General features: G+C 71.0%; 14 protein-coding genes. 9 read left to right on the forward strand and 5 right to left on the reverse strand.

What is annotated here, in order from left to right:
- The first annotated feature begins 1 nt into the window (after position 1).
- The 3 genes from HBB12_RS17675 to HBB12_RS17685 all read left to right on the forward strand — a co-directional run bounded on the left by HBB12_RS17675 (position 2) and on the right by HBB12_RS17685 (position 3,073).
- Positions 2-469, forward strand: coding sequence for a cytochrome c-type biogenesis protein (locus tag HBB12_RS17675; protein ID WP_236990543.1), 468 nt, complete (start codon positions 2-4; stop codon positions 467-469).
- A complete protein-coding gene (locus HBB12_RS17680; RefSeq protein WP_236990544.1) occupies positions 466-1,461 on the forward strand; it encodes a P1 family peptidase in 996 nt (331 codons plus the stop codon). The genes HBB12_RS17675 and HBB12_RS17680 overlap by 4 nt, the downstream gene beginning before the upstream one ends.
- 530 nt (positions 1,462-1,991) lie before the next feature.
- Positions 1,992-3,073, forward strand: a protein-coding gene (locus HBB12_RS17685) for an IS630 family transposase (RefSeq protein ID WP_236987631.1) whose coding sequence is annotated in 2 segments (ribosomal slippage) — positions 1,992-2,478 and positions 2,478-3,073 — 1,083 coding nt in all. Because the reading frame shifts where the segments join, the coding sequence is not laid out codon by codon here.
- Between the two features lie 109 nt (positions 3,074-3,182).
- Here HBB12_RS17685 and HBB12_RS17690 read toward each other — a convergent pair.
- Positions 3,183-5,675, reverse strand: coding sequence for an esterase-like activity of phytase family protein (locus HBB12_RS17690; protein WP_236990545.1), 2,493 nt, complete (start codon positions 5,673-5,675; stop codon positions 3,183-3,185).
- A gap of 210 nt (positions 5,676-5,885) precedes the next feature.
- Here HBB12_RS17690 and crcB point away from each other — a divergent pair, with 210 nt between their 5' ends.
- The 4 genes from crcB to HBB12_RS17710 all read left to right on the forward strand — a co-directional run bounded on the left by crcB (position 5,886) and on the right by HBB12_RS17710 (position 11,066).
- Complete coding sequence (gene crcB, locus HBB12_RS17695) at positions 5,886-6,257, forward strand: fluoride efflux transporter CrcB (protein ID WP_236990546.1); 372 nt, start codon at positions 5,886-5,888, stop codon at positions 6,255-6,257.
- 70 nt (positions 6,258-6,327) lie between these two features.
- Positions 6,328-6,633 (forward strand): Rdx family protein, encoded by a 306-nt coding sequence (locus HBB12_RS17700; protein ID WP_236990547.1) that lies wholly within the window; start codon positions 6,328-6,330, stop codon positions 6,631-6,633.
- Between the two features lie 90 nt (positions 6,634-6,723).
- Positions 6,724-9,249 (forward strand): sensor histidine kinase, encoded by a 2,526-nt coding sequence (locus HBB12_RS17705; RefSeq protein WP_236990548.1) that lies wholly within the window; start codon positions 6,724-6,726, stop codon positions 9,247-9,249.
- Between the two features lie 485 nt (positions 9,250-9,734).
- A complete protein-coding gene (locus HBB12_RS17710; RefSeq protein ID WP_236990549.1) occupies positions 9,735-11,066 on the forward strand; it encodes an adenylate/guanylate cyclase domain-containing protein in 1,332 nt (443 codons plus the stop codon).
- 55 nt (positions 11,067-11,121) lie between these two features.
- On the opposite strand, the gene HBB12_RS34300 is transcribed toward HBB12_RS17710, so the two are convergent.
- Positions 11,122-11,550: a GcrA family cell cycle regulator gene (locus HBB12_RS34300; protein WP_336886939.1), complete on the reverse strand. Its 429-nt coding sequence runs from the start codon at positions 11,548-11,550 to the stop codon at positions 11,122-11,124.
- Positions 11,551-11,679: 129 nt separating this feature from the next.
- Here HBB12_RS34300 and HBB12_RS17720 point away from each other — a divergent pair, with 129 nt between their 5' ends.
- A complete protein-coding gene (locus tag HBB12_RS17720; RefSeq protein WP_236990550.1) occupies positions 11,680-13,326 on the forward strand; it encodes an inorganic phosphate transporter in 1,647 nt (548 codons plus the stop codon).
- A 170-nt stretch (positions 13,327-13,496) separates the two neighbouring features.
- On the opposite strand, the gene HBB12_RS17725 is transcribed toward HBB12_RS17720, so the two are convergent.
- Both HBB12_RS17725 and HBB12_RS17730 read right to left on the reverse strand, forming a co-directional pair.
- Positions 13,497-14,201 (reverse strand): GntR family transcriptional regulator, encoded by a 705-nt coding sequence (locus HBB12_RS17725; protein WP_236990551.1) that lies wholly within the window; start codon positions 14,199-14,201, stop codon positions 13,497-13,499.
- Between the two features lie 62 nt (positions 14,202-14,263).
- Complete coding sequence (locus HBB12_RS17730) at positions 14,264-14,815, reverse strand: cupin domain-containing protein (RefSeq protein ID WP_236990552.1); 552 nt, start codon at positions 14,813-14,815, stop codon at positions 14,264-14,266.
- 164 nt (positions 14,816-14,979) lie between these two features.
- Here HBB12_RS17730 and aptA point away from each other — a divergent pair, with 164 nt between their 5' ends.
- Positions 14,980-16,311 carry an omega-aminotransferase AptA gene (gene aptA / locus HBB12_RS17735; protein WP_236990553.1) on the forward strand — a complete coding sequence of 444 codons (1,332 nt, stop codon included), beginning with the start codon at positions 14,980-14,982 and terminating at the stop codon, positions 16,309-16,311.
- Between the two features lie 327 nt (positions 16,312-16,638).
- On the opposite strand, the gene HBB12_RS17740 is transcribed toward aptA, so the two are convergent.
- Positions 16,639-18,339 carry an IlvD/Edd family dehydratase gene (locus HBB12_RS17740; protein ID WP_236990556.1) on the reverse strand — a complete coding sequence of 567 codons (1,701 nt, stop codon included), beginning with the start codon at positions 18,337-18,339 and terminating at the stop codon, positions 16,639-16,641.
- Positions 18,340-18,369 lie beyond the last annotated feature (30 nt).

An 18,369-nucleotide genomic window follows, 5' to 3' on the forward strand; every position in this document is an offset into this window, starting at 1 on the left:
GATGCGCGCTGTCCGCTCCGTCCTTCTCGCCCTGGCGCTGCTCGCTCCCGTCGCCGCCGGCGCGGTGCAGCCCGACGAGGTGATGAAGGATCCAGGCCTGGAGTCGCGGGCCCGGTCGATCTCGGCCGGCCTGCGCTGCCTGGTCTGCCAGAACCAGTCGATCGACGATTCCGACGCGCCGCTCGCCCGCGACCTGCGGCTGATCGTGCGCGAGCGCCTGCGCCAGGGCGACAGCAACGACGCGGTGGTCGATTACATGGTCCACCGCTACGGCGAGTTCGTGCTGCTGCGCCCGGTCCTGGCCTGGCACACCGCCTTTCTCTGGCTGACGCCGGTGCTGGTGATCGGCCTCGGCGGGCTCGCCCTCTGGGCCGCCGGCCGGCGCCGCAAGGCCACGGCGCCCAAGGCCCTCTCGGCCGCGGAGGAAGCGGCGGTCGCCGACCTGATGCGCCGGGCCGAGCCGCGGTGAGCGGCAGCCTCACCGACATCGCCGGCCTCCGCGTCGGTCACGCCGAGGATGCGCGAGCGCTGTCCGGCGTCACCGCGATCGTCTTCGACACACCCACGGTGGCGGCGGTCGACATCCGCGGCGGCGGGCCCGGCACGCGGGAGACCGACCTCCTCGATCCCGAGCGCACGGTGCCGGGGGTCGATGCGCTCGTCCTGTCCGGCGGTTCGGTCTTCGGGTTGGACGCGGCCGCCGGCGTCACCGCTTGGCTCGCCGAGACCGGCCGCGGCTTCGCGGTCGGCCCGGCGCGGGTGCCGATCGTGCCGGCGGCGATCCTGTTCGACCTCCTCAACGGCGGCGACAAGGCGTGGGGCCGCTACCCGCCCTATCGCGACCTCGGCTTCGCGGCGGCGGCCGCGGCCAGCGCCGGTCCGGTGGCGATGGGCTCGGTCGGGGCCGGGCTCGGGGCGCGCACCGCCAACCTCAAGGGGGGCTTGGGCAGCGCCTCGGCCATGGTCGAGGGTACGGGCGCCCGCGTCGCGGCGCTCGTGGCGGTGAACGCGCTCGGGCGGGTCACGGTCGGGGACGGGCCGCATTTCTGGGCCGGCCCGTTCGAGGAGGGCGACGAGTTCGGGGGATTGGGCCCCGCGCCGACCATCCCGGCCGACGCCTTCGCCTGGCCGATGAAGCCGATGCCCGGCGCCAACACGACGATCGCGGTGGTGGCGACCGATGCCCGCCTGACCAAGGCCGAGGCGCGCCGCCTCGCCGTGACGGCGCAGGACGGGCTCGCCCGGGCGATCGTGCCCGCTCACACGCCGCTGGACGGCGACCTGGTCTTTGCCGCCGCCACGGGCGCCGTGCCGCTCGCCGATCCGGTCGGGGATCTGGCGCGGCTGGGCGATGCCGCGGCGCGGGTGCTGGCGCGGGCGGTGGCGTTGGGGGTGTACCACGCGAGCGCCTTGCCGGTGGCGGGGGCGCAAGCCGCGTGGCGGGATCGGTTCGGAGGATAGGCGCGGCTTTGCGATACAGTCAGTGTGCATCGCCGCTTCTTCGCGCGTGATTCCAACGGTCGTTGAAGACGACCTTTGATATTAGCATGAATATTATCGAGAGAGTGGGAGCCTGTTTGACTGATCGACATACTCCAATCCCATCCACAACCTCATCCTGAGGTGCGACCGCAGGGAGCCCTCCTTCGAGGCTCCCTGCGGTCGCACCTCAGGATGAGGTCGCGGATAGGATGGAAAATTACCTTGCGATGCTGTTCTTGCAACTCAAGTATTCTTTCAGAGTCTGTTTGAGCAGTAATTTCTGAAAAATACATGAGATTATTGGGGGGATATCCTACCCAGCACCTCATCCTGAGGTGCGACTGAAAGGAGCCTCGAAGGAGGGCTCCAGAAGCCTCCGCGATCCCTGGAGCCCTCCTTCGAGGTCAGTCGATCTTCGATCGACTGATACCAACGGCCGGTGAGGCTGACTCGGCGTGTTGCGCGCGGGTTCCAGTTCTGATTCGGTTCACGGATCAGGAGAGCGTGCCATGACCGGGATCGCCATCACCCGCACGGATCTGAGCGCTGAGGCGTTGCGCGCAGCATCGTCCAAGGCGCCGAGCATTCCGGCGGCGCGTCGCATGCTGGCGCTCGCGCTGGTGCTGGAGGGTGCCGATCGCACCACGGCGGCCCGCTCCTGCGGCATGGACCGCCAGACCCTGCGCGATTGGGTCCACCGCTACAACGCCGAGGGGCTTGAAGGTCTGAGCGACCGCAAGGCGCCAGGCCGGGCCGCCAAGCTGACGACCGACCAGAAGCAGCAGTTGGCCGCGCTGGTCGAGGCGGGGCCGGACGTCGACACCGATGGCGTGGTGCGCTGGCGCCGGGTCGACCTTCAGGCGCGGATCAAGGATCTGTTCGGGGTCGAGATGCACGAGCGCACCGTTGGCAAGCACCTGGCGGAGCTTGGCTTCGTGCGGCTTTCGGTGCGCCCGCAGCATCCCAAGGCCGACGAGGAGATCCAGGAAGCATTTAAAAAAACTTCGCCGCGCGCGTGGCAGAGGTCCTGCCCGAACCCGTCCGCGCCAAGCCGCTCGAGATCTGGTTTCAGGACGAGGCGCGCGTCGGCCAGCAGGGCACGCTGACGCGGGTCTGGGCGCGCAAGGGCACGCGCCCGCGGGCGCCCCGCGACCAACGCTACAAGTGGGCGTACGTGTTCGGCGCGGCCTGCCCGGCGCGCGCGACCAGCGCGGCCTTGGTGCTGCCGACGGTCAACACCGCGATGATGTCGCTGCACTTGGCCGAGATCAGCAAGCAGGTGGCCGAGGGCGCACACGCGATCCTGGTGCTGGACGGGGCCGGCTATCACGGCACCGCCAAGACACGCCGACCGCGTGGCCTGGCGGTGCCGGACAACATCACGCTGTTGCATCTGCCGGCGTCCTCGCCGGAGCTGAACCCGATGGAACTGGTCTGGCAATACGTGCGCCAGAACAAGCTCGCCAATCGGGTGTTCCGTGACTACAGGCAGATCGTCGAGGCTTGCTGCGACGCCTGGAACTTCTTCGCCAACAACCCGGACCTCGTGACCTCAATCACAGCGCGCGACTGGGCGAAGGTCAAAGTTTAGGGCCGTTGGTATGACACCTCAGGATGAGGTGGATGGGTAGGACATCTCATGCTCACCGTCAGATTTTGGCTGTCAAATCCGCTCAAACAGGCTCTGAGGTCCCCACCCCTCAGAACTGATACCGCAGCCCCGCCGTCACCCCATGCGCCACCCCGGCCCGGGTGCCGATCGCCGCCTGGTAATCCACCCGCCAGCCGAGGTTCTCGGTCAGGCTGCCCTGGAGGCCGACCCCGGCGGTGACGTAGTCGGATGTCAGGAACGGGATCGCCGCGGTCGCGACGGCCATCGGGTTCTGGACGCTGGCGAGGCGGAACAGGCCGGCTTTCTGCTGCGGCCCGAGGCCGAGATTGTAGGCCACCCGCACCGAGGGGACGATGCCGCCGAAGCCCGTATAGGCGAGTTCCGCGCCGAAGCGGGCGGTGGTCTGGAGCACCGTGAGGCCGCCATAGGCGACGTTGTTGCCCGCCGCCCCCGTCTCGGTGAAGCCGCCGACCCGGGCCGAGAGGTGGCTCAGGCCCGCGAAGGGCATCAGCCGGAAAGCGTCGCGGTCGAGGATCAGGCCGGCCTCGCCGTCGAGCGACAGCGCGGTGGCGGAGGTCTTGGAGTCGGCCGTCAGCCCGTACGCGGCCGGGCGGCGGATGCCCGAGAGGTCGATGATCGGGGCGCCGCCGACGATGCCCTGCGCATAGAAGGTCGGGCCGTAATAGCCGCCATAGGCCGCGACCGTGAAGGCGCTCTGGTCCTGGCGGAACCCTTGCGGCCGCGACAGCGAGCCGCCGCCGACCGCGAGGCCGGCCCGCCACGGGCCGGTGAGCGGCAGGTCGAAGCCCGCCGAGCCTTGCGCGATGGTGCGGTCGAGGGACAGGCCGCCGTTGCGCGGCTGGTCGGCGAAGACGAAGTCGCCCCCGACCCAGAGCGCCGGGCCGGAGGTGCCCCAGGCGCCCTGGCCGGGAAGTCCGGCGCTGCGGCGGAGCGCCGAGAGGTGGTCCTGCACGCCCCGCGTCGCCGAGGCCGCGACGCCGATCGCGCCGGCCCCGAGGCCCTGGAGCACCGTCGGCGCCGTCGCCTTCATCACGGCGAGCGAGAGCGGATCGACGTAGGTCGGCAGGGTCAGCCGGTAGGCGAGCAGGATGTTGTCGTTGTTGATGCCGGCATCGTAGGGCTGGCCGTTGATGACGCCCTGGCGGGTCAGGAAGTCGTTGTCGTTGCCGACGAGCAGGAAATAGTCGTTGGGCGCCCGCTCGCTCAAGACCGGCACGAGGCCCATCGCCTCGATCTTCTCCGGCAGGGTGGTCTGGCTCGCCGGGTTGGTATTCAGGTTCATCCCGAAGCGGTTGAGCTGCACCGGGTTGAGCAGGTCGACGACCTCCCGGCTCTGCACCGGGGTCAGCCCGGCCCGCAAGGTGCCGTTCGGGGCGATCGGCGTCGTGCCGTCATAGGCGGTGCCGGCGATGTTGGTCGCGCCCGCGGTGTCGACGAAGAGCACGCTCTTGTAGACGATCGGCGTGGTGTTGCCGGTGCCGAGCCCGTTCGAATCGCGCGACAGCACCAGGAACTGGGTGTCGTTGAGCGCCAGCATCTCGCTCTGGGCCGCGGTGCGGTTCGGGGCGCCGCCATTGCCGTTCTGCTGGTAGGCCGGCAGCTGCAGCACGTATTCGCGGCTCGGCGCCCCGGGGGTCGGGGTGCCGGAGACGTCGTAGTAGAGGATGCGGGTATTGGTCCGCTGCTGCTGGTTAGGCCCCGAATCCTGCAGCGTCGCGCTCTGCAGGATGGCGACGAGGCCGCGCCCGTCCGGCGTCAGCGCCAGCGCCTCGAGGCCCTGGTTGTTGCGCCGGCCGGTATCGGGCGGATTGAGCGAATTGAAGTTGAGCTGGCCGTTCGTCACCGGCTGGAGCGCCGCCGGGATGCCGATCAGGCCCTGGAGGCGGCCCTCGCGGCTGAAATAGTAGATGTTCGGGCCGTACTCGTCGCTGACGTAGAACGAGCCGTCGAGGCGGCGCGCCAGGCCCTCGGCGTCGAGGCTGATGCGCCCGGCGCTCGGGCCGGTGGCGGCGGAGGGCAGCACGGCGCCGAGTTGCGTGGTCGTGCCGGAAGCGGGATCGAGACCGCTGAAACGCTGGCCCCTGGCATCGGTGAGCACGATGCCGCCATCCGGCGTCAGGGTGATCTGGCGCTGCGACGTGGTGGCCTGCGGCAGTGCCGCGGTGCCGGCATAGGGCGTGAAGCTCAAGTTGAAGCGGTTGAGCCGGCCGGCATAGTCGCTGAACAGCCCGCCGTCGGGGTTGTTGTAGCCGCGGTCGGGCAGCGTGTAGAGCGTGCCCGTATAGGTGTCGCCGTTGCGCCGCCAGGTCGAGAGGTCGACGGCGAGCGAGGAGAACGAGCCGAGGGAATCGCCGAGGAAGTCCCGGGTGGTGGCCGGCAGCCGGGCCACGCCCTGGAGGCCCTGGTTGACGATTGTGGTGCCGCCGACATCGGTCGAGACCGGCCCGTCGACGGGCTGGAGGTTCGGCACCCGCACCTGGACCGACTGGGCCTGCGCGAGCCCCGCGCCGGCGATCAGGCCGCCCGCCGTGAGCGCGGCGCGGATGGAAAGAATGGTCACGATTCGCCCCCAGGCTGACTTTGCGGCAGGGATGGGGCGGTTCGGTGACAGGCACGTGACGGAGTGTTGCCCGTTCGCACCGAATGGAACCCGGTGCGGCGCGCAGGCCACGGTTGCGCCGGCGGCCTCGCCCCGATCGGCGGACCGTGGCAGAAGCCTCGCGGGATCGACGGAGACGTCGCAGAAGACTTGGCAGGAGACTTGACGGCGGTGAGCTACCTGGTGGTCTTTCTCGGCGCCGGCCTCGGCGGGGCCCTGCGCCACGGCGTCAATCTCTGGGCCGCGCGGGCGGGCAGCAGCTTCCCGTTCGGCACGATGGTGATCAACATCCTCGGCTCGATCATGATGGGCGTGCTCACCGGCTGGTTCGCCGCCCGGGGCGGAGGACCGCAGGCCCTGCGGCTCTTCCTCACCACCGGGATCCTCGGCGGCTTCACCACCTTCTCGACCTTCTCGCTCGAGGCCTTCCTGCTCTGGGAGCGCGGCGCGCACGCGGCGGCGCTCGCCTATGTGGGAGGGTCGGTGGCGGCCGGCATCGTCGGCGTCGGCGTGAGCCTCCTGGTGCTGCGCCAGCTCGCGTGAGGCGGGAGCCGCGGCGACCAATCCGCGCGGGTTGACAAGCGGGGGGATCGGAGGCGGAGTCTCCCTCACGATGAGCGACACCGCCCCCCGTCCAGAGGCCGAGAAGCCCCGCATCGCCATCACCTACTGCACCCAATGCAACTGGCTGCTGCGGGCCGGCTGGATGGCGCAGGAGCTGCTCTCGACCTTCCGCGACGCGATCGGCGAGGTGGCGCTGATCCCCGGGACCGGCGGCGCCTTCGCGATCACCTGCGGCGACGCCCTGATCTGGGAGCGCAAGCGCGACGGGGGATTTCCCGACATCAAGACCCTCAAGCAGCGGGTGCGCGACCGGATCGAGCCGGGCCGCGACCTCGGCCACATCGACAGGGCCTGACGCCTTGACCGAGCCGCGCCGCCGGCGCGCCGCCAGGACAGGGCACAAGGCAAGACAGGGTCCAGGGACGGTCGTCATGAGGACCACGCCATGATCCGCCGCCGGCTGAACGCCCTGCGGCGGGACGGGCTGTCGACGCAGGTCTACCTCGTCGCCCTGGCGATCGCGATGATCGGGCCCGGCCTGCTGTTCACCGCCGTGCTGCTCGGTCGCTACGCCTCCCTGGAGCGGGTGCGCTTCCAGCAGGATGCCCGCGAGAGCGTGCGCGGCATCGCGCTCAGCGTCGACCGGGACATGGCCGGGCTCGTCTCCGTGCTCCAGACCCTCGCGGCCTCGCCGCGGCTGCGGCAGGAGGGATTCGGCCATCACGGACTCGCCGGCTTCGAGACCCAGGCCCAGGCGGTGACGGAGGCGACGGGCTTCCGCCTCTCGCTGCGCCGGCCGGACGGCACCCAGCTCGTCAACACCGCCCTGCCCCACGGCGCGCCGCTGCCGCAGGACCCGCATCCCGAGGATGCCGCCGTGCTGGCGACGAAGCGCCCGGTGGTCGGCGACGTCCGGGCGGGCGCGCCCGGGCGGGCGCCGACCTACGACGTGGCGGTGCCGGTAATGGTCGGGGGCGCACCGGCCTACGTGCTCAGCCTCACGGTGCCGGTGGCGCGGCTGCACCAGATCCTGGTCCAGGATCTCGCGCCGGGCTGGACCACCGCGATCATCGACCGCAAGGGCCTGCTGCTCGCCCGCTCGGAGGATCAGGACAGCCTCGCCGGCCAGCCGATGCAGACCTCCTTGCGCGGCTCCCCGACCGGCGCCCCCGACATCTGGGAGGGGGTCGACCGCCGCAAGCGGCCGGTCCTCTACGTCGAGACCACCGCGAAGGCGGCGGGCTGGACCGTCGGCGCCAGCATCCCCAAGCAGCAGGTCGAGGCGCCGCTGCGCCACTGGGTCCTGGCCTTCGGGGGGTTCGGGCTCCTGGCGCTGGCGGTGTCCTCCGTCCTGGCGGTGAAGCTGTGGGCGCGGGTCGCCGAGCCGCTGCGCCAGCTCGCACAAGCCGGCGGCGCGCTCGCCGTCGGCCAGCCGGTGCCGCGGGTCTCGACGCCGATCCGCGAGATCCGCCAGCTCGCCGACGTGCTGGCCGACGCCTCGCAGAGCCTGCGCCGGCGCATCGCCGAGCGCGACCAGGCGCTCGAGCAGCAGAGCCGCAGCCTCGCCGCCCTGCGCGAGAGCGAGGCGCGCTTCCGCCACATGGCCGATTCCGCCCCGGCCCTGATCTGGATGACCGACGAGGCCGGCGAGATCGTGTTCGCCAACCTCCATTACGATTACCTGTTCGGCCGCTCGACCGAGACGCTGGCCGGGGGGCGCTGGCGCGAGGTCGTCCACCCGGACGACCTGCCCGGCTTCGCGGCGGCGTTCGAGACCGCATTCGCGGCGCGCACGCCCTTCCGCCACGCGATGCGGGTGATCGACCGGCACGGGGCGACGCGCTGGATCCTGTGCGAGGGGGTCGCCCGCCTCGACGATCACGGCCGCTTCCTCGGCTATACCGGCTGCAACGTCGACATCACCGAGGCCAAGGACGCCGAGACGGCGCTCCGCGAGGGCGAGGAGCGCCTGCGTCTGGCGCTCGCCGCCGGCCGGCTCGGCACCTGGGAGATCGACCTCGCCTCCGGGCAGCACCGCCTCTCGGCCCGCTCGGCCGAGATCTTCGGGGCCGCCCCGCTCTCGCACGAGGCCTGGACCCGCACCGTGCATCCGGAAGACCGGGCCCGGATCGAGGCGGCGCTCGCCGCCCTGCTGGCCGGGGATTCCGACTACCGCACCGAGTTCCGGATCCGCCCGGACCATGCTCAGCTACGCTGGGTCAGCGCCCAGGCGATCGTGCAGCGCGATGCCGGCGGCCGGGCGCGCCGGGTGATCGGCATCCACCAGGAGGTGACCGAGCGCAAGCGGGCCGAGGATCACCTGCGCCTCCTGGTGCACGAGCTGAACCACCGGGTGAAGAACACGCTGGCCACCGTGCAGTCGATCGCGATGCAGAGCCTGCGCGGCCTCGACGGGCCGGCCGCCGCCGGGGCCAGGACGGCCTTCGAGGCGCGGCTGATCGCGCTCGCCCGCGTCCACGACGTGCTCACCCGCGAGAGCTGGGAGGGGGCGGAGCTGGCCGAGGTGGTGAAGGATGCGCTCGCGCCCCTCAACGGGCCGGGGGAGCGCTTCGTCGTCGGCGGCCCCGCCTTGCGCCTGCCGCCCCGCATCGCCCTGTCGATCGCCATGGCGCTGCACGAGCTCGCCACCAACGCGGTCAAGTACGGCGCCCTCTCGGTGCCGGCGGGCCAGGTCGCCCTGTCGTGGAGCGTCGCGGAGGGGCGTCTCGCCTTGCGCTGGCAGGAAAGCGGCGGGCCGCCGGTCGTCCCCCCGACCCGCACCGGCTTCGGCTCCCGCCTGATCGAGCGCAGCCTCGCCCGCGAGCTCGACGGCACCGTGAGCCTGAGCTTCCCGCGGGAGGGCGTGGTCTGCACCATCGTGGCGCCGTTGGGGGAGCCTGAGGTGACGCAGCCGGACGCGCGGGAGGAGGAAACCGCGCCGGCCCGGCGCAGGGCGGCGGGGCAATCGTGAGGTGCGGGGCTGTCCGGAGCAATTTTCGGAGACGACAATAGCGCGGGTATTCCCCTCTCCCCGCGGGCGGCTATCGCATTCACACATCTCGGTTCGAGCGTTCTCCCTCTCGAAGGTAGCGCGCCTCCCCTCCCCCTTGTGGGGAGGGGTATGGGGGTGGGGGTGGTACCGGATAGACCGCGCGCTTTACGCGGCACCACCCCCACCCCTAACCCCTCCCCACAAGGGGGAGGGGAAAGCGCCCATATTTCCAGAGGGTTAGCTCTCGGAGGAGAAGTGTGAATCCGCTCGCCGCCCGCGGGGAGAGGGGGCGGCCCGCACCGGTCTGATCATCGGACCTTCCCTAAGAGAAATCCATAAACCCCGAAGACTCCTGCGTCGGAGCGGAAGTAAGCCGCCCGGTCGATGGCCGGCGGCGAAAACTCTCCCATATCGCCTGGGAAAGCCGAGGGCCCGTCCCGCGCCCGGCGCCGGACGGATCACCGATGACCCCAGACCCGACGCAAAGCCCCGCGCCCCGCCGGCCGCTCCGCGCGCGGCTCGGCCCCGTGCGCAGCCGGGCCGGGCTGACCACCGCGGGGGCCGCCCTGCTGCTGCTGGTGGGCTCCGCCAACGGGCTGCTGCTGGCCTGGCAGAGCACCGTCCAGCACCGCATCACCCACACGCTGTCGGTCGACCGGACCCTGATGCAGGTGCTGGCCGACCTCCTCGACAGCGAGACCGGGCAGCGCGGCTACCTCCTGACCGGTGATTCCTCCTTCCTGGTGCCCTACACCGCCGGCCAGGCCCGGATCGCCGCGGAGCTGCCGGTGCTGGACGCCGAGCTGCGCGGCTCGGCCCCCCAGGAGGCCCGCCTGAAGGCGCTGCGCCCCGCCATCGCCCGCAAGTTCGTCGAACTCGACCGGACGCTCGCCCTCGACCGGGCCGGCGACCGCGACGGGGCGCTGGCCCTGGTGCGGGCGGGCGAGGGCAAGACCGAGATGGACGAGATCCGCCGGATCATCGAGGCGATGCGCGCCCAGGAGGACGAGGTGCTGCTGGGCTACCAGCGGCACGCCCACGGAATCGAGGCGATGGTGGGCATCGGCAGCGTGGTGTCGGTCGGCATCATGGCGCTGCTCGCGGTGCTGGCCCTGCGCGAGACGGCGCGGCGGGCGGCCCTGTCGCGCTTCCTGCCCGCCGAGTTGGCGCCGCTCCTGGAGCGCGGCGGCAGCATGGCGCAGGGCGGCGGCCTGCGGCTCGGCGAGCGTCGCCACGCGGCCATCGCCTTCGTCGACATGCGCGGCTCCACCACGATCGCCGAGCGGGCCGATCCCGAGACGGTGGCGATCCTGGTCACGGGGTTCCGCCGCTGCGTCGCCCAGGCCGCCCGGGAGACCGGGGGCGTGATCGACAAGTTCATGGGCGACGGTGCGCTCGTGGTGTTCGGCGTGCCAGAGGCGCGGGCGGAGGCCGCCGCTCAAGGACTCGCCTTCGCGGAGCGGCTAGAGGAAGGGGTGGCGGCGTGGAACGCCGAATCGGGCGAAGCACCGGTGCGAATCGGCATCGGGGTGCATTGCGGCGAGGTGTTCGTCGGCGTGGTCGGCGACGACGACCGGCTCGAATTCACCGTGCTCGGCGACGCGGTCAACGTCGCGGCCCGGCTCGAACAGGCGACCAAGACCTTCGGGACCACCACCCTGGTGTCGCAGGCGGCGCTCGATGCGGCTCAGGTCTCCGGCGGGGCTTGGGCCTCCGGCGAGGCCTGGCGCGAGGTCAGCCGCCAGCCCCTGCGCGGCCGGCGGGAGGCCTTCCCGATCTACGGCCGGGCGGCCTGAGAGCGATGTGGGGAAAAATGGCGCGGGACGGGGTAGCGGTCCCGGCCGGCCTCTGCTATCGCAGCCGCCCTGGCCGGGTCGGCTCGAAGACGATCCGGCGGTGGAAGGCGCACCAGCTCTTGCCGTCCTGCACCGGCGCCCCGCAGCAGACCGCACGGTCGTTCGGTTCGCCGATGATGAACTTGCACACGAAGGCGCCCGATTGGGCGAACGGAACCCGGAGGCTCGGAGAGGGCTCCTCGACGGCGTCTGCGGTCACGATATGCGACATGCGCACGAGCTGGTTCATCGGGTACTGACTCGCTGGCCTTCCGCCACCCTCGACCAGAAGGGCACCGGGCCGGTTCGTTGCGGGCAGGTCCGTCACCGGATGCTCCACCCATGAGATCCGCGCCCCTGTCGACCCGCGCACACGCGTCGCAGGGGCAGCGGTGTTCATACGAATTTGGGGTTGCGTCTCGCAGAACGCAAGCCCCTTAAGCATTTACGCGTGGTTTTCGACAGCCGGGGCGGGTTCGCGAAGGCCCTGTCAGCCCTTGCCGCGTCATCGACTTGCCATCCGGGCGCCCTATCCTTGGCGGATCGCCGCCACGAGTCTGCCCACGGGTCCGCCATGTCCGACGCCGCCCTCGCCCCCGACCGCGCCGGCGCGGCGCATGGTCACGCCCGGCCCGGCCGCCGGTTCGACCATCGCGTCCACCCGGCGGCGACGATCGGCTTCCTGGCCGTGCTGGCCGCCGGCCTCGCCTATGGCGGCACCAACCTCCTCGCCGACATGCAGCGGGCCGGCCAGCCGCCGCTCGCGCTGGGGGCCTTCGCGCTCCTCGGCCTCGCCCTCCTGATCGCGCTCGCCTTCGAGTTCGTGAACGGGTTTCACGATACCGCCAACGCGGTGGCGACGGTGATCTACACCCACTCGATGCCGCCGCTCGTCGCGGTGATCTGGTCCGGCGCCTTCAACTTCCTGGGCGTCATGGCCTCGACGGGTGCGGTCGCCTACAGCGTCGTGACCCTGCTGCCGGTCGAGCTGATCCTCCAGGTCGGCTCGGGGGCCGGCTACGCGATGATCTTCGCCCTCCTGCTCGCCGCGATCGTGTGGAACCTCGGCACCTGGGCCCTCGGCCTGCCGAATTCCTCGTCGCACGCGCTGATCGGCTCGGTGATCGGCGTCGGCCTCGCCAACCAGCTGATGGCGCCGGGCCATGCGGCCTCCGGCGTCGCCTGGGGACAGGCGGCGAGCGTGCTCGAATCGTTGCTGTTCAGCCCTCTCGTCGGCTTCGTCTGCGCCGCCGGGCTGCTCCTCGTGCTCAAGCGCCTGGTGCGCCGGCCCGACCTCTACCGCGCACCGGAGGGCGAGGCGCCGCCGCCCCTTTGGATCCGCGGCCTGCTGATCCTCACCTGCACCGGCGTGTCCTTCGCGCATGGCGGCAATGACGGCCAGAAGGGCATGGGGCTGATCATGCTGATCCTGATCGGCGCCGCCCCCACGGCCTACGCGCTCAACCGCACCATGCCGGATTCGAGCACACAAGCCTTCGTGCAGGGCTCGGAGAGCGCGAGCCGGGTGTTTCGCGACCATGCCGGCGGGGCCCCGATCCCGGACGCGGCGCGGGCCCGGGCCCAGGTCGGCGAGGCCTTGAAGGCGGAATCACCGGCCAAGGCGCTCGCCGCGCCGGACGCCTTCGCGGCGCTCGCCGGCCTCGCGGACGACATCGCCGGGCAAGTGAAGAATTACGGCGCCATCCGCCACGTGCCGGCGGAGGCGACGCCGAACCTGCGCGCCGACATGTATCTCGCGAGCGACGCGGTGCGGCTCCTCACCGGCGAGCACTCGCCGCTCCGTGACACCGAGAAGGCGACCCTGACGGCCTATCGGCACACCCTCGACGACGGCACCCGGTACATCCCGACCTGGGTCAAGGTCGTGGTCGCCCTGGCGCTCGGCCTCGGCACGATGGTGGGCTGGAAGCGGATCGTCGTCACGGTCGGCGAGCGCATCGGCAAGCAGCATCTGACCTACGCGCAGGGCGCCTCGGCCGAGGCGGTCGCCGCCGGCACGATCGGGCTCGCCGAAGCCTACGGCCTGCCGGTCTCGACCACCCACATCCTGTCGAGCGGCGTCGCCGGCACGATGTGGGCCAACGGCACCGGCCTGCAGATGACGACGGTGCGCAACCTGGCGCTCGCCTGGATCCTGACCCTGCCGGCGGCGATCACCCTGGCGGGTGGCTTGTATTGGGGACTGCGGCAGGTGTTCTGACGCAGGACAAGCATTCCGGGACAGGTGACGGCATCGGCATTCCCACCCGCGACCTCATCCTGAGGTGTCAGTCGATCTTCGATCGACTGACACCTCAGGATGAGGCTGGGGAATGGGATTGTCCGTCGTGTTTATTTTACGTCGTGCAATATTTTTGCTGAAGCAAGCATTCAATCCGCAACCGCCGACTTCCGATAAATCTCGACCAGCGAGCGGCCCGCATGCTCGACATGGATCCGCAGCAGGTTCGCCGCCGCGACGATCTCCCCCGCCTCGCACAGGTCGAGGATCGTGGTGTGCTCCATGTCGGCGCGGGCGACGTCGCCGGTGACGGAGAGTTGCAGGCGGGTCGGGCGGTCGCAATCCTGGAGCAGGCCGGCGACGATCGAGAGCGAGCGCGGCCGGCCGGCATGGCGCAGGAGGCCGAGATGGAAGCGCCGGTTCAGCTCGCCCCAATGCGCGACCTCACCGGCCGCAAGCGCCGCGCTGTACTCGTCGCGCAAGGCGCGCAGCTCCAAAAAATCCTCCTGGGTCAGATGACGGGCCGAGAGGATCAGCAATTGCGGCTCCAGGGAGACGCGGAGCTGAAACACGTCCTCGATCTCCTCGACCGAGAGCCCCGAGACCACCGCGCCGCGATGCGGCACGATCTTGACGAGGCCGCCGGCTTCGAGTTGCAGCAGCGCCTCGCGGATCGGGATCCGGCTGATGCCGAACTCCTCCGCCAGGGCGTCCTGGCGCAGCTGGAAGCCCGGCGCCAGGGTGCCCGAGAGGATGCGCTGGCGCAGGGCCTCGGCCACCGCCGCCGAGACGGTGCGGTGCCGCAGGCCCTCGGGGGAGGACAGGCCGGTCGTCCGGCGCGCCGTCACGGCCATGCTCGCATCCTCGCTGGTTCAGTCGAACGTATATTGTATACGATCCGGGATTTTCAAGCCGGTCAGAAGGTCGGCGGCGTGCAGGCGCTCACCACCTCGCAGGGATTCGGGCCGATGCAGCGGAAGCGGTGCGGCCGGCGGCTGGAGAAGTAATAGGCATCGCCCGGCCCGAGCACCCGGCGCTCGTCGTCCACCGTCACCTCCAGCCGCCCCGAGAGCACGATGCCGCCCTCCTCGCCGTCATGGACCAGCGGCACGCGGCCGGTATCCGCGCCGGGCTCGTAGCGCTCCTTGAGAAGTTGCAGGGCGCGGCCGAACAGGGTGTCGCCGACCTGGCGGTAGGAGATCCGCCCCTTGCCGATCTCGACCAGCTCCTCGCTGGCATAGAACGCCTTCTCGGTCCGCTCCGGCGTCAGGGAGAAGAACTCGGCGAGCCCGATCGGCACCGCGTCGAGGATGCGCTTGAGGGCGCCGACCGACGGGTTGGTCTGGCCCGATTCGATCAGCGAGATCGTCGAGTTCACCACCCCGGCGCGCTTCGCCAGCGCCCGCTGCGACAGGCCGTGCAGGAGGCGCACATGGCGCAGGCGCGCGCCCACCTCGTCGTTGGTCACCCCGGCTCCCCTGTTGAGGCTGTTGCGGATCGGGCAACACCTTAACCACGCAGCATGGTCCGTCAAAGGGTTGCGCCGACCCAGAAAAGGACTTGTTGCCCGTGCCGGAACGGTCTTGTCTGGGGGCGAAACCGCCCCAGACGACCCCGCCGGAGCCCCCCGCCATGAACGCCCATCCGCCGCGCCTCAACCGCCCGAGCCTCGACGCCTACTGGATGCCGTTCACGGCCAACCGCCAGTTCAAGGCGGCGCCGCGCCTGCTCGTGGCGGCCGAGGGCATGCACTACACGGCGGATGACGGGCGCACCGTCCTCGACGGCACCGCCGGCCTGTGGTGCGTCAATGCCGGGCACGGCCGCCGGCGCATCGCCGAGGCCGTCGAGCGCCAGCTCTCGACCCTCGACTACGCGCCCTCGTTCCAGATGGGCCACCCGATCGCCTTCGAGTTCGCCGAGCGTCTCGCCGCCATCGCGCCGGCCGGCACGCTCGACCGGGTGTTCTTCACCGGCTCGGGCTCGGAATCGGTCGATACCGCGCTCAAGATCGCGCTCGCCTACCAGCGCGCCATCGGCCAGGGCACGCGGACCCGGGTGATCGGGCGCGAGCGCGGCTATCACGGCGTCGGCTTCGGCGGCATCTCGGTCGGGGGGCTGGTCAACAACCGCCGGATGTTCCCGCTCCTGCCGGGCGTCGACCACCTGCGCCACACCCACGACCTGTCGCGCAACGCCTTCGTGCAGGGCCAGCCCGAGCACGGCGCCGATCTCGCCGACGACCTCGAGCGGCTGGTGGCGCTCCACGGCGCCGAGACCATCGCGGCGGTGATCGTCGAGCCGGTGGCGGGCTCCACCGGCGTGCTGGTGCCGCCGAAGGGCTACCTGGAGCGCCTGCGCGAGATCGCGACGAAGCACGGCATCCTGCTGATCTTCGACGAGGTCATCACCGGATTCGGCCGCCTCGGCGCGCCCTTCGCCACCGATTATTTCGGGGTCACCCCGGACCTCGTCACCACCGCCAAGGGGCTGACCAACGGCACGATCCCGATGGGCGCGGTCTTCGCCACCCGGGCCGTCCACGACGCGCTGATGCACGGGCCGGAGGGCGCGATCGAGCTCTTCCACGGCTACACCTATTCGGGCCATCCGGTCGCCTGCGCGGCCGGCCTCGCCACCCTGGAGATCTACGAGGAGGAAGGCCTCCTCACCCGCACGAAGCAGGTCCAGGCGCAGTGGCACGCGGCCATGCACGCGCTTCGCGACTGCCCGAACGTGATCGACATCCGCACCATCGGCCTCATCGCCGGCATCGAGCTGAAGTCCCGGGACGGGGCGCCGGGGGCCCGGGCCTACGACGTCTTCACCGATTGCTTCGAGAAGGGCCTGCTCATTCGCGTCACCGGCGACATCATCGCCCTGTCGCCGCCGCTGATCGCGGAAGCCGAGCACATCGACACCATGGCGTCGATGCTGGGCGACGCGCTGCGGCGGGCGGTGTGAGCGGCGGCTTTCCGCCCTATCCGCAGGGCAGTTCGGGAAAGAAAATGGCGCGGGATTCCGCCTCTCCCCGCGGGCGGGGAGAGGGCTGTGTCTCCGTTCAGGAGACGCAGCAAGCGGAGGCGAAGCCGGAGCGAGGGTGAGGGGGTGTTTCCGGAGGAGCCAAATCCGGCGCCTCCCCCTCACCCTCGCGGCGAACCTGCGGTTCGCTGCTCCCTGAGCCCCTTCGGAGCTCAGGCCTCTCCCCGCCCGCGGGGAGAGGGGAAACCAGCGCCTCGCCTTTTATCGTTCATGGCGCGCTGGATGACTGTGCCACTGCGCTCTACCCCCTCACCCCTCCCGCCGCATGAAGTCGAAGTCGCAGCCTTCATCGGCCTGGGTGACGGTGTCGTGGAACAGGCGGGCATAGCCCCGCGCCGCCCAGTCGGGCCGCGTCGGCGCGTCGAGGGCGGCGGCCCGGGCCGCGAGTTTGGCCTCGTCCACCAGGAGGTCGATGCGCCGTCCCTCGACGTCGAGCCGGATGCGGTCGCCGGTGCGCACCAAGGCGAGGGGCCCGCCCACCGCCGATTCGGGCGTGACGTGCAGCACGATGGTGCCGAACGCCGTGCCGCTCATCCGGGCATCCGAGATCCGCACCATGTCCTTGACGCCGGCCCGCGCCAGCTTCTTCGGAATCGGCAGGTAGCCCGCCTCCGGCATGCCCGGCGCGCCCTTCGGCCCGGCATTGCGCAGGACCAGCACGTCGTCGGCCGACACGTCGAGATCGGGATCGTCGATCCGCGCCGCCATGTCGGGAATCGACTCGAACACCACGGCCCGCCCCTCGTGCTGGAGCAGGCGCGGCGTCGCCGCCGAATGCTTGATCAGCGCGCCGCGCGGGGCGAGGTTGCCGGTGAGCACCGCCATCGCGCCGACCGGCTTGATCGGCTGCTGAGGCGAGCGGATCACGGTCTGGCCCGGCACCTCCTCGGCCGCCGCCACCACGTCGCGCAAGGTGGCGCCGGTGATGGTCGGGGCGTCGAGGTCGATCAGGTCGCCGAGTTCGCGCAAGAGCTTCGGCACGCCGCCGGCATGGTGGAAATGCTCCATGTAATGGTCGCCGGACGGCTTGAGGTCGACCAGCACCGGCACCTCGCGGCCGATCGCGTCGAGGCTCGCGAGGTCGAGGTCGATGCCGGCGCGGTTCGCCATGGCGGTGAGGTGGATCACCCCGTTGGTCGAGCCGCCGATCGCCTGCATGACCACCTGCGCGTTGCGGATCGCGGCCCTGGTCATGATCTGGCTCGGGCGCGGGCCGCCGGTCTTCGCCATCGCGGCGGCGACGGCCCCACTCGCCTCGGCGAGGCGGATCCGCTCGGCGTGAGGGGCCGGAATCGTGCCTGACATCGGGAGCGCCAGCCCCATCGCCTCGATCATGCAGGCCATGGTCGAGGCGGTGCCCATCACCATGCAGGTGCCGACCGACGGCGCGAGGCGCCCGTTGACGATCTCGATCTCCGGCTCGTCGATCTCGCCGGCCCGGTGCGCGCCCCAGAGGCGGCGGCAATCGGTGCAGGCGCCCAGAACCTCGCCGCGGTGATGGCCGACCACCATCGGGCCGACCGGAATCACCACGGTCGGCAGGTCGACGGAGGCCGCCGCCATCACCTGCGCCGGCAGGGTCTTGTCGCAGCCGCCGATGACGATCACCGCATCCATCGGCTGGGCCCGGATCATCTCCTCGGTGTCCATCGCCATCAGGTTGCGCAGGTACATCGAGGTCGGGTGGGCGAAGCTCTCGTGGATCGAGATCGTCGGGAACACCATCGGCATCGCGCCGGCCAGCATCACCCCGCGCTTGGCCGCCTCAATCAGCTGCGCGGCGTTGCCGTGGCAGGGATTGTAGTCGGAGGCGGTGTTGGTGATGCCGACGATCGGCCGGTCGAGGGCGTCGTCGGAATAGCCCGCCGCCTTGATGAAGGCCTTGCGCAGGAACAGCGAGAAGCCCGCATCCCCGTAGCTGGTCAGTCCCTTGCGCAGCCCCTTGGCCATAGTGGTCGTCCTCCCGGTTTGGTCGTTGCG

Source organism: Methylobacterium sp. SyP6R, from assembly GCF_019216885.1.
In the GTDB taxonomy this organism is placed as follows: domain Bacteria; phylum Pseudomonadota; class Alphaproteobacteria; order Rhizobiales; family Beijerinckiaceae; genus Methylobacterium.

Coding starts and splice junctions, on each gene's coding strand:
- HBB12_RS17675 (WP_236990543.1), top strand. CDS start 2: ATGCGCGCTGTCCGCTCCGTCCTTCTCGCCCTGGCGCTGCTCGCTCCC.
- HBB12_RS17700 (WP_236990547.1), top strand. CDS start 6,328: ATGAGCGACACCGCCCCCCGTCCAGAGGCCGAGAAGCCCCGCATCGCC.
- HBB12_RS17705 (WP_236990548.1), top strand. CDS start 6,724: ATGATCCGCCGCCGGCTGAACGCCCTGCGGCGGGACGGGCTGTCGACG.
- HBB12_RS17710 (WP_236990549.1), top strand. CDS start 9,735: ATGACCCCAGACCCGACGCAAAGCCCCGCGCCCCGCCGGCCGCTCCGC.
- HBB12_RS34300 (WP_336886939.1), bottom strand. CDS start 11,550: ATGCTTAAGGGGCTTGCGTTCTGCGAGACGCAACCCCAAATTCGTATG.
- HBB12_RS17720 (WP_236990550.1), top strand. CDS start 11,680: ATGTCCGACGCCGCCCTCGCCCCCGACCGCGCCGGCGCGGCGCATGGT.
- HBB12_RS17725 (WP_236990551.1), bottom strand. CDS start 14,201: ATGGCCGTGACGGCGCGCCGGACGACCGGCCTGTCCTCCCCCGAGGGC.
- aptA (WP_236990553.1), top strand. CDS start 14,980: ATGAACGCCCATCCGCCGCGCCTCAACCGCCCGAGCCTCGACGCCTAC.
- HBB12_RS17740 (WP_236990556.1), bottom strand. CDS start 18,339: ATGGCCAAGGGGCTGCGCAAGGGACTGACCAGCTACGGGGATGCGGGC.